Origin of the sequence: Cohnella faecalis, from assembly GCF_003570905.1 — a bacterium.
GTDB classification, from domain to species: Bacteria; Bacillota; Bacilli; order Paenibacillales; family Paenibacillaceae; genus Cohnella; species Cohnella faecalis.
Genome location: NZ_QXJM01000008.1, coordinates 1 through 9,803, shown reverse-complemented (window position 1 = coordinate 9,803; position 9,803 = coordinate 1). Strand labels below are relative to the sequence as shown.

General features: G+C 51.6%; 11 protein-coding genes and 2 pseudogenes. 6 read left to right on the top strand and 7 right to left on the bottom strand.

Annotated elements, in window-relative coordinates:
- Nucleotides 1-96: 96 nt before the first annotated feature.
- Nucleotides 97-372, bottom strand: coding sequence for a TetR/AcrR family transcriptional regulator (locus D3H35_RS01050; RefSeq protein WP_233567683.1), 276 nt, complete (start codon nt 370-372; stop codon nt 97-99).
- Nucleotides 373-531: 159 nt separating this feature from the next.
- Between D3H35_RS01050 and D3H35_RS01045 the strand changes: the two genes are divergently transcribed.
- Complete coding sequence (locus D3H35_RS01045) at nt 532-1,290, top strand: SDR family oxidoreductase (protein ID WP_119147407.1); 759 nt, start codon at nt 532-534, stop codon at nt 1,288-1,290.
- A gap of 81 nt (nt 1,291-1,371) precedes the next feature.
- Here the strand turns inward: D3H35_RS01045 and D3H35_RS01040 are convergent, their stop codons facing one another.
- From D3H35_RS01040 to D3H35_RS31800, 5 genes and pseudogenes are all read right to left on the bottom strand, one after another.
- Complete coding sequence (locus D3H35_RS01040) at nt 1,372-1,983, bottom strand: hypothetical protein (protein ID WP_147355696.1); 612 nt, start codon at nt 1,981-1,983, stop codon at nt 1,372-1,374.
- Nucleotides 1,984-2,225: 242 nt separating this feature from the next.
- Complete coding sequence (locus D3H35_RS01035; RefSeq protein WP_119147405.1) at nt 2,226-3,380, bottom strand: winged helix DNA-binding domain-containing protein; 1,155 nt, start codon at nt 3,378-3,380, stop codon at nt 2,226-2,228.
- Nucleotides 3,381-3,467: 87 nt separating this feature from the next.
- A pseudogene (locus D3H35_RS01030) lies at nt 3,468-4,669 on the bottom strand (MFS transporter).
- A 28-nt stretch (nt 4,670-4,697) separates the two neighbouring features.
- The gene (locus tag D3H35_RS01025) at nt 4,698-5,402 is read right to left on the bottom strand and encodes a hypothetical protein (protein WP_233567682.1); all 705 of its coding nucleotides are present in this window, start codon (nt 5,400-5,402) and stop codon (nt 4,698-4,700) included.
- Nucleotides 5,318-5,716 (bottom strand): hypothetical protein, encoded by a 399-nt coding sequence (locus tag D3H35_RS31800; protein ID WP_233567681.1) that lies wholly within the window; start codon nt 5,714-5,716, stop codon nt 5,318-5,320. The genes D3H35_RS01025 and D3H35_RS31800 overlap by 85 nt, the downstream gene beginning before the upstream one ends.
- Before the next feature lie 208 nt (nt 5,717-5,924).
- Here D3H35_RS31800 and D3H35_RS31140 point away from each other — a divergent pair, with 208 nt between their 5' ends.
- Complete coding sequence (locus D3H35_RS31140) at nt 5,925-6,083, top strand: hypothetical protein (protein ID WP_199728447.1); 159 nt, start codon at nt 5,925-5,927, stop codon at nt 6,081-6,083.
- Between the two features lie 123 nt (nt 6,084-6,206).
- Nucleotides 6,207-6,605 carry a hypothetical protein gene (locus D3H35_RS31795; RefSeq protein ID WP_233567680.1) on the top strand — a complete coding sequence of 133 codons (399 nt, stop codon included), beginning with the start codon at nt 6,207-6,209 and terminating at the stop codon, nt 6,603-6,605.
- A gap of 453 nt (nt 6,606-7,058) precedes the next feature.
- Here the strand turns inward: D3H35_RS31795 and D3H35_RS30525 are convergent, their stop codons facing one another.
- Complete coding sequence (locus D3H35_RS30525) at nt 7,059-7,217, bottom strand: hypothetical protein (RefSeq protein ID WP_158593886.1); 159 nt, start codon at nt 7,215-7,217, stop codon at nt 7,059-7,061.
- A gap of 208 nt (nt 7,218-7,425) precedes the next feature.
- Between D3H35_RS30525 and D3H35_RS31790 the strand changes: the two genes are divergently transcribed.
- The 3 genes and pseudogenes from D3H35_RS31790 to D3H35_RS34525 all read left to right on the top strand — a co-directional run bounded on the left by D3H35_RS31790 (nt 7,426) and on the right by D3H35_RS34525 (nt 9,677).
- Nucleotides 7,426-7,977 carry a hypothetical protein gene (locus D3H35_RS31790; RefSeq protein WP_233567679.1) on the top strand — a complete coding sequence of 184 codons (552 nt, stop codon included), beginning with the start codon at nt 7,426-7,428 and terminating at the stop codon, nt 7,975-7,977.
- Between the two features lie 322 nt (nt 7,978-8,299).
- Entirely contained in the window at nt 8,300-8,434 is a 135-nt protein-coding gene (locus D3H35_RS33345; RefSeq protein ID WP_267901330.1) for a hypothetical protein, read from the top strand.
- Between the two features lie 27 nt (nt 8,435-8,461).
- A pseudogene (locus tag D3H35_RS34525) lies at nt 8,462-9,677 on the top strand (MFS transporter).
- Nucleotides 9,678-9,803 lie beyond the last annotated feature (126 nt).

Genomic DNA, 9,803 nt, shown 5'->3' with positions numbered 1-9,803 from the left:
TTTTCTCGCAATTCGAAATGACATTGCTTCGAAGCAGAATCGCGTAGACCGATGAATAGTGGAGAACATGTTCGAAAATCCTAACGGAGTTGGCAGTCAGCTCATTAATTCGGAAAATATCCTGGTTCTCGTAGGAGAACGATAAGACTTCAGCAGCTCCCGAATCAGTTCGTCGATGATGTCGTCGAGCAACGCTTCCTTGTTCACATAATGAGTGTAGAAAGTTCCGCGGTTATAATTCGACAACTCTACAATTTCAGTGATCGTTATAGCGTCGAAATCTTTATCAGCCATCAGCTTCAACAAAGCTTGCTTAAGCGCTTCTTTGCTCCGAATGACTCGGCGATCCACTTTTTTCTCCGGTTGGGACATACTGATCATCCTTTTATTCAACATTGTCGTCCGATTTGTTCGTTAGCTGACATTTGAACGGTTTTTACTGATTGTCCGGTCTGTGCCTTTATTATTATACTCAAATTAAACGGATGTATTGTTATTGAACATCTGTACAACAACGGGAGGTATTTTCAGATGAGACTTTCTGGTAAAGTTGCCGTCATTACAGGTGCCGCTTCAGGCATGGGAAAAGCTATTGCCGAGCTCTATGCATCCGAAGGCGCCAAGGTTGTTGTATCCGATTTGCGCATTGATGCCGCGCAGACGGTCGTAACGGACATTGAGTCCAAGGGCGGCACTGCAATTGCCATAGCGGCGAATGTAGCCAAAGAAGATGACGTTCAGAACTTAATCGATACAACCGTGAAAACATTCGGCACAGTAGACATTCTCGTCAATAATGCGGGGATCATGGATAACTTCGTCCCGGCAGCCGATCTGACCGACGAGCTGTGGGAGCGGATTTTCGCCATTAATACAACCGGCCCGATGCGGACAACCCGCAAAGTGCTTCCGCTCTTCACCGAGAAGAAAAGCGGCGTTATCGTTAATATCGCATCGGCAGGCGGACTGCAAGGCTCCCGAGCGGGCGCTGCCTATACCGCTTCCAAGCATGCGGTTGTCGGATTTACGAAAAACGTCGGGTTCCAATATGCGACCCAGGGAATTCGCTGCAATGCGATTGCTCCGGGAGGAGTCAACACCAATATCGGCACTTCGATTACCGAACCGAACCCATTCGGCATGGAAAGAGCCATGGCCGGGATCAGCTTGAATCCTCGCGCGGGCGAGCCGGAAGAGATTGCCAAGGTCGCGCTGTTCCTTGCCTCGGACGATGCCAGCTTCGTCAACGGCACCGTCGTTACCGCCGATGCGGGATGGACGGCTTATTAAGCTTTGAATGCGAAACAACACGCCGAATGGATCGGCGTGTTGTTTTTTCTTTTTTGGGATAAATTGGTTCTTCCTCACGATTTACGGTATAGATTTCTTTATGCTTTTCTTAGCGGCATAGAAGCCGTATGCAATAATGAGCACTATTGCAATGATGCCTCGATACCAAGGGCCTTCAAAAAGAGATAACGGCGATAAAACAAAGAGAAAGAATAACATCCAATTCAACCAGGAATTGTTGAACCGCTTTTTAATAATAACAAGACTCACCATAGAAATCATAAGTGTTCCATAAATAACGACGGCCATGACCACTGAAATATATAAGATTTGTTGTGTTATTGTCGACTCACTCATTAAAAAAATAAAGTAAATTGTAAGTAACAGCAGAACTAAATTACAAAAGGTAGGCATGAGAGGATAAACAAAAGGAGCAAGCTTGGACTTCATAAAGTTTTCAATTGAAGTTACACCATCACTGCTTTTAGAAGTTATAGAATCGTATTGATTTCGTTTTAAGCGGAGGATTTCATCCTTAATTTTCGTATAGAGCTCTTCAATGAGTCCCTTTCTTTTTTCAATGTCACTTTCATTTTTACATTGCATCGATTCCTTTAACAACTCATAGGGCATTAGAGAAGATGCTTTGGACATCTTTTCTGCGACATCGAAGAAGTCAGATTGATCGTGCAAATATTTGTATATTTCCAACTCCAATTCGGAATAGCAGTCTAATGCCTTATCGGTCCTTTGCTGATCAAATGATAGTGATATAGAAAAAAGCTACATAAGGATTTGGAAATGCTGTTTTAATAAATTCTATTATGTAAGTCAAAGCGCAACCAAGTCCTCCTCCGCTAAAAAGAAATTCCCAATCCTATAATAGCAGAGTTTTCGACAAATTTTACAATTTTTCCATTCCATTGTTAGCATACTTACGAAGAAACAAAAGCAATCACACGGGATTCCCCGCTATCGACCGTCGCAAACTCAAGCAAGCGTGTTCCTTCCTCGGCCAGCGCGTCGCGTTCCCGCGTGGAAAGTGTCTTGAACGGTTCGATAATGAGCGTTGCGGTACCGCCGCTCCGGGCGATTCTCCATAATCCGGAGACGAACCCGTCTACGAGTATCGCGGACCGGATAATACCGTTCTCGGTAAATACCCGCTTCTTGTATTCTTCGGGAAGGATACGCTTGCGATCCTCATAGGACAAAAGGATGTTGTCGAACTCGCCGAGAAATCGTACCGGGCAATCGGTATCCGCATCCGGCCGGGGAGCGTCGGGCACGTCGAACAGCTCCCGGCCAGCCTCGTCGCGGAAAACGGCCAGCTGCGGCCGAAGCTTCTCGATGGTCTCGCCTAGCCGGGTAAGCCCCGACCATACCTGGACGTCCTTGACGGATGCCGGGCCGTACGCGGACAAATATCTTAGAACGATGCTCTCCGCCGAAGGCTCGGCGCAAAGAGGCTGGCCGAGCCACGCTTCCGCGGAAGTGTGCGCCGCCTGCCCGCCCTCGCCCCACAGTCCGCGCGGCGGCACTTGAACTAGCGGCACATAAGTTCGGATAGCCGCAGAGAGGGCGGCAGGATCGCGACCGGGCCACCGCTTCTGCAAGCTTTTGCCAAGCTCGCTGAACGTAAGCGGCTCGGCTTCAACCGCTTCGCGGCCAGCCGCTGCGAGCGCATCAGCATCGATGCCGGCCAGCCGCTTGCCATACGTGCTTGCCAAGCCTTTTTCCTGAACGGCTCGCACCCACGGACGCAGCTGCAAGCAATCCTCGGCGGATGCCAGATGCAAAGTCGAGCGCATCAGCGCGATTCGAACGGCCTTTCTATCTTGAATAAGCCGGGATAGTTCCTCTTGGGCGAAGCCTTCGATGCGGGTCCATAGACCGAAATACGGGGCATTCGGAGCTTGAGCTTGCATGCCGACCAGACGCTCGATGACGTCGAGTGCCGGCAGCTTTTCTCGTCGCAGCAGCATTTGCCTTGCCAGCAAAGCGCGGTTCAAGGCGCGCGTCCCGAGCACGGGAACACGCTGCTTCTCAGTTGCGTCGCTTTTGCGAGGCGTCTTATGGTATGCGCTCATTTTTGGAGACTCCTTAACGAAATTTTCGTTGCTCATCTAATAATAAACAACGAACGCTGACAGCGTGCTGTCAGCGTTCTTCGAAGATCAATTCAAACGACTCGGTCTAAATAAACGGTTTACTTTTTCCGAGGCTAGAAGCATAGCGATACCGTACGCCACGACAAAATACGGAAATATTCCGATTGTGGTCCGTGAGGCGATCCAGCCGAGAAGAGGCGGCAGAAAAGTTGAACCGGTATAAGCGACAGCCATCTGATAGCCCATAATTTTCTGGGACTGCCCTTTGCCGAAGCGCGCGGGCGTCTCGTGCAGCAAGCATGGATAAATCGGCGCGCATCCGATGCCGACCAGAATAAAACCGATCAGGACGCATACGGACGGCAACGGAAGCAGGATCAGCGCCGCCCCGGCCAGTACAATGAGCTGACCCGAGCGGGCGAGAATGCGGTTGCCGACCTTCAAAGTTACGAACCCGGTAATCAACCTGCCAACCGTAATTCCCGCGTAATACAGGGATACCCATTGAGCCGCCGTAACCGCCGTCAATTCCTTAACGTTGACGAGAAAGCTGCTCCCCCATAAGCCGACCGTCGTTTCCAAGCCGCAGTAGAACAAGAAGGTAACCAGCGTGAGCTTGACACCCTTCATTCGCAAAGGGTTTACGGCTTCCGTTGCCAACCCCGGCCCAGCCCCGCTTCGTTCTCTTCCATTTCCGCGCGGCTTTCGGCATGGCCATTATTCACCCTTTTCCATAGAGGAAGAGTAACAAACAGCAGAACGACTAATGCAAACTGGATGACGGCAACGGCCAAATATCCGTTTCTCCAGGAAGCGTCTTCCGCGATGAACCCGGACATGATGACAGGTCCAAGAGTCGCCCCGACTCCCCAGAAGCAATGCAGCCAACTCATATGATGCGCTTTGTAGTGAGTCGCCACGTAGTTATTCAAGCCCGCGTCGACGGAGCCCGCCCCCAAGCCAAGCGGCACCGCTAACGCGATAAGCCAAATTAACGAAGGCGCGAAGGAAAATCCCAATAGCGAGATGGCGGTCATGAAGCAGCTGATGAGCGTAACTTTTCCTGTGCCCAGCCGCTTTATCACCGTTCCGCTCGCCAAGCTGGAGACGATGGTGCCTCCCGCAATAGTCATGGATAGCAATCCGGCGGCCCCAAGCGGCGCTCCGATATCCGACTGCATAACCGGCCATGCGGAGCCGAGCAGCGAATCGGGCAATCCCAGACTAATAAATGCCAAATAGATAATAATCAAAAAGAAAGTAGCCATGTTGTCTAACCGCCTTTAGCTGTAAAACTTATTTTCTCGATAAGACGATCGTCGGCTCCAGCGTAGCCAACGTCAAAGCGATCAAGCCGTTCAAATAGTCGGCCTCGAAATCGTTCGACAGCATAATGGCCGGAACCGCTGTCTTCGGAAGGCGCGCGCCGCATTTATCCGCAATGCTGCATAAATGCTCCTGGCTTATCAAGCGACCGTGCAGAACGACGACATTCGGATCGAGGACGCTGCTTACCGCAACGGTAAGTTTGGCTATCGCTTCGCAGAGCTCATCGAACGAATTCATCAGGAAGCATCTCCCCAAGAAACACCGAGAGGAATGTTCGCCACCTCGCCCGCGTAATGACCCCTGCCCTTGTATAGCTTTCCTTGAATTAAAATACCGGCCCCAGGAGGTATCGCTCCGGGAAGAACAAGTAGACGATCGTGGATTGTTCGCCAGCTCCGTTCTTTCGCCATAACCGATGACCGCGGCGTTCACGTCGTTTTCCATAATGACGGGCTTTCCGTATCGGGTGCGAAGATGCTCGGTAACGGAAACGCCCAGCAACGCTTCATAATCCGACACGATCATTTTGCCGTCGTATTCGGCGCCCGGCAAACCTAAGCCGATTGCCCGCATGGAAGGATACGAGGCTATCCGCTCGTCGATGATTCGTTCAAGAGTCGGCATGTCGATCGTCTCGACCGGTTCGTCCGTTTCAAAAACGAGTGCGCCCATAAGATTGACCACGGTGCTTCGAGCCTTGATCGTTCCGTTCGATTCGTGAGGAAATAGAAGAAGAGCCAGGGCATATTCGGCGTTATATTCATATTGCCGGCCGGTCTTCCCCCGCTCGAAGAGATCGGCTCTCCCTCCAGAACTTCTCCCTCCAGCAGCAAAAGGCGCAATACCGTACCGACCGTAACGATGCTTAATCCCGTTGCTTGCGCAAGCTGCTGCTTCGTGGCCCGCCCTTGCGTCTTCAACGCTTTCCGCACGAAGTTAACGTTAACCTCTTTGATAACGATAGCGTTGCCGCCGATCTGCTTCATACAAAGGCACCCCTATACAACAACACTTTTTAAAAGTATTTTAATAACTACCCACACAAAATAACATTCGGGATTTCCTTGTCAAGCGGAAACCTTCGACCGGTTCCGCAGCCCATTTCTTGAATTGTCCGCAAGAAAAAATCTCCTATTCCGGCGTGCGATGATATGATGATTTTAGGAAAGCGGACTTGATCGGGAGGCGAATCGATTGTCCAACGAACGCTCCGAGCCGACGGAGGCCTATGAATGGGATGAGCTGACGAATCGAATTCTTGCCGAATACCCGGTTCAGTGCGTGTCTCGAACGGACCTCTCGGACAAAAAACACTTCATGCCCACGAAGGCTTCGAGCTATACCTGTGCGTAAGCGGCTCCGGATTCTATATGGTGGGAGATCGGCTGTTCCCCTTGCACGCGGGAACGCTCACCGTTATCCCCCGCACGCCATTCACCGCGCTTATTCCGCTCTCTATCATCGTTCCGTCGGTTTGTGCTTTCCGTCGACACTTCGTACCTAAAGCTGCTGAACGACGCTTGCCCGACGACCGAACCCGATCTTCTCCAATTGCTGGCGGGCGAAAGAAGCACCGCAGGAAGCCATTATTTTCTCCCCATGCCGCAATTCGGCCGTGTCCAATCTTTGCTTGAGGAGCTCGAACAAACCCTTCTTGAAAAAAGCTTTCTGTACGAGCTAACGATACTTCGGATCATGTCCGAGGTTGTCTTTCTTGTGGTTAATTTGGAGGAAGCCGCCGGGAACGACTCACAGCCACGTTCGGCGGACGAACTGCTGGTCGGCGATGTATTAGCCTACTTGGTCGCGCATTGCCAGGAGGAGATACGGATCGAAGATTTGCTCTGGCGCTTCCCAGTGTCCCGATCCTTGTAGACTGCTAAAACACCGACGACATCAGCTTTCGTCCGCCGAACGTGCTCGTGAGTCGTTTTCCCGGCGGCTTCCTCCAAATTAACCACAAGAAAGACAAACCTCGCGGACATTGATCCGAAGTATCGTTAGCTCGTACAGAAAGCTTTTTTCAAGAAGGGTTTGTTCGAGCTCCTCAAGCAAAGATTGGACACGGCCGAATTGCGGCATGGGGAGAAAATAATGGCTTCCTGCGGTGCTTCTTTCGCCCGCCAGCAATTGGAGAAGATCGGGTTCGGTCGTCGGGCAAGCGTCGTTCAGCAGCTTTAGGTACGAAGTGTCGACGGAAAGCACAAACCGACGGAACGATGATAGAGAGCCGGAATAAGCGCGGTGAATGGCGTGCGGGGAATAACGGTGAGCGTTCCCGCGTGCAAGGGGAACAGCCGATCTCCCACCATATAGAATCCGAGCCGCTTACGCACAGGTATAGCTCGAAGCCTTCGTGGGCATGAAGTGTTTTTGTCCGAGAGGTCCCGTTCGAGACACGCACTGAACCGGGTATTCGGCAAGAATTCGATTCGTCAGCTCATCCCATTCATAGGCCTCCGTCGGCTCGGAGCGTTCGTTGGACAATCGATTCGCCTCCCGATCAAGTCCGCTTTCCTAAAATCATCATATCATCGCACGCCGGAATAGGAGATTTTTCTTGCGGACAATTCAAGAAATGGGCTGCGGAACCGGTCGAAGGTTTCCGCTTGACAAGAAATCCCGAATGTTATTTTTGTGTGGTAGTACTTTATTAAAATACTTTTAAAAGTGTTGTGTATAGGGGTGCCTTTGTATGAAGCAGATCGGCGGCAACGCTATCGTTATCAAAGAGGTTAACGTTAACTTCGTGCGGAAAGCGTTGAAGACGCAAAGGCGGGCCACGAAGCAGCAGCTTGCGCAAGCAACGGGATTAAGCATCGTTACGGTCGGTACGGTATTGCGCCTTTTTGCTGCTGGAGGGAGAAGTTCTGGAGGGAGAGCCGATCTCTTCGAGCGGAAGACCGCCCGCAATATGAATATAACGCCGAATATGCCCTGGCTCTTCTTCTATTTCCTCACGAATCGAACGGAACGATCAAGGCTCGAAGCACCGTGGTCAATCTTATGGGCGCACTCGTTTTTGAAACGGACGAACCGGTCGAGACGATCGACATGCCGACTCTTGAACGAATCATCGACGAGCGATAGCCTCGTATCCTTCATGCGGGCAATCGGCTTAGGTTTGCCGGGCGCCGAATACGACGGCAAAATGATCGTGTCGGATTATGAAGCGTTGCTGGCGTTTCCGTTACCGAGCATCTTCGCACCCGATACGGAAAGCCCGTCATTATGGAAAACGACGTGAACGCCGCGTCATCGGTTATGGCGAAAGAACCGGAGCTGGCGAACAATCCACGATCGTCTACTTGTTCTTCCCGGAGCGATACCCTCCTGGGGCCGGTATTTTAATTCAAGAAAGCTATACAAGGGCAGGGTCATTACGCGGCGAGGTGGCGAACATTCCTCTCGGTGTTTCTTGGGAGATGCTTCCCTGATGAATTCGTTCGATGAGCTCTGCGAAGCGATAGCCAAACTTACCGTTGCGTAAGCAGCGTCCTCGATCCGAATGTCGTCGTTCTGCACGGTCGCTTGATAAGCCAGGAGCATTTATGCAGCATTGCGGATAAATGCGGCGCGCGCCTTCCGAAGACAGCGGTTCCGGCCATTATGCTGTCGAACGATTTCGAGCCGACTATTTGAACGGCTTGATCGCTTTGACGTTGGCTACGCTGGAGCCGACGATCGTCTTATCGAGAAAATAAGTTTTACAGCTAAAGGCGTTAGACAACATGGCTACTTTCTTTTTGATTATTATCTATTTGGCATTTATTAGTCTGGGATTGCCCGATTCGCTGCTCGCTCCGCATGGCCGGTTATGCAGTCGGATATCGGAGCGCCGCTTGGGCCGCCGGATTGCTATCCATGACTATTGCGGGAGGCACCATCGTCTCCAGCTTGGCGAGCGGAACGGTGATAAAGCGGCTGGGCACAGGAAAAGTTACGCTCATCAGCTGCTTCATGACCGCCATCTCGCTATTGATTTTCCTTCGCGCCTTCGTTAATTTGGCTTATCGCGCTTAGCGGTGCCGCTTGCTTGGGCCGGCTCCGTCGACGCGGGCTTGAATAACTACGTGGCGACTCACTACAAAGCGCATCATATGAGTTGCTGCATTGCTTCTGGGAGTCGGGCGACTCTGGACCTGTCATCATGTCCGGGTTCATCGCGGAAGACGCTTCCTGGAGAAACGGATATTTGGCCGTTGCCGTCATCCAGTTTGCATTAGTCGTTCTGCTGTTGTTACTCTTCCTCTATGGAAAAGGGTGAATAATGGCCATGCCGAAAGCCGCGCGGAAATGGAAGAGAACGAAGCGGGCTGGGCCGGGTTGGCAACGGAAGCCGTAAACCCTTTGCGAATGAAGGGTGTCAAGCTCACGCTGGTTACCTTCTTGTTCTACTGCGGCTTGGGAAACGACGTCGGCTTATGGGGAGCAGCTTTCTCGTCAACGTTAAGGAATTGACGGCGGCTACGCGGCTCAATGGTATCCCTGTATTACGCGGGAATTACGGTTGGCAGGTGATTACCGGGTTCGTAACTTTGAAGTCGGCAACCGCATTCTCGCCCGCTCGGGTCAGCTCATTGTACTGGCCGGCGGCGCTGATCCTGCTTCCGTTGCCGTCCGTATGCGTCCTGATCGTTTTATTCTGTCGGCATCGGATGCGCGCCGATTATCCATGCTTGCTGCACGAGACGCCCGCGCGCTTCGGCAAAAGGCAGTCCCAGAAAATTATGGGCTATCAGATGCTGTCGCTTATACCGTTCAACTTTTCTGCCCCTCTTCTCGCGATCGCCTCACGGACCACAATCGGAATATTTCCGTATTTTGCGTGGCGTACGTATCGCTATGCTTCTAGCCTCGGAAAAAGTAAACCGTTATTTAGACCGATCGTTTGAATTATCTTCGAAGAACGCGACAGCACGCTGTCAGCGTTCGTGTTATTATTAGATGAGCAACGAAAATTCGTTTAAGGAGTCTCCAAAAATGAGCGCATACCATAAGACGCCTCGCAAAAGCGACGCAACTGAAAGCAGCGTGTTCCCGTGCTCGGACGCGCGCCTTGAACCGCGCTTT

What these genes read in the sequence shown, in the direction of transcription:
- D3H35_RS01050 (WP_233567683.1), bottom strand. Translation starts at nt 372, where the DNA reads ATGTCCCAACCGGAGAAAAAAGTGGATCGCCGAGTCATTCGGAGCAAA.
- D3H35_RS01045 (WP_119147407.1), top strand. Translation starts at nt 532, where the DNA reads ATGAGACTTTCTGGTAAAGTTGCCGTCATTACAGGTGCCGCTTCAGGC.
- D3H35_RS01035 (WP_119147405.1), bottom strand. Translation starts at nt 3,380, where the DNA reads ATGAGCGCATACCATAAGACGCCTCGCAAAAGCGACGCAACTGAGAAG.
- D3H35_RS01025 (WP_233567682.1), bottom strand. Translation starts at nt 5,402, where the DNA reads ATGGGCGCACTCGTTTTTGAAACGGACGAACCGGTCGAGACGATCGAC.
- D3H35_RS31800 (WP_233567681.1), bottom strand. Translation starts at nt 5,716, where the DNA reads ATGAAGCAGATCGGCGGCAACGCTATCGTTATCAAAGAGGTTAACGTT.
- D3H35_RS31790 (WP_233567679.1), top strand. Translation starts at nt 7,426, where the DNA reads ATGAAGCAGATCGGCGGCAACGCTATCGTTATCAAAGAGGTTAACGTT.
- D3H35_RS33345 (WP_267901330.1), top strand. Translation starts at nt 8,300, where the DNA reads ATGCGGCGCGCGCCTTCCGAAGACAGCGGTTCCGGCCATTATGCTGTC.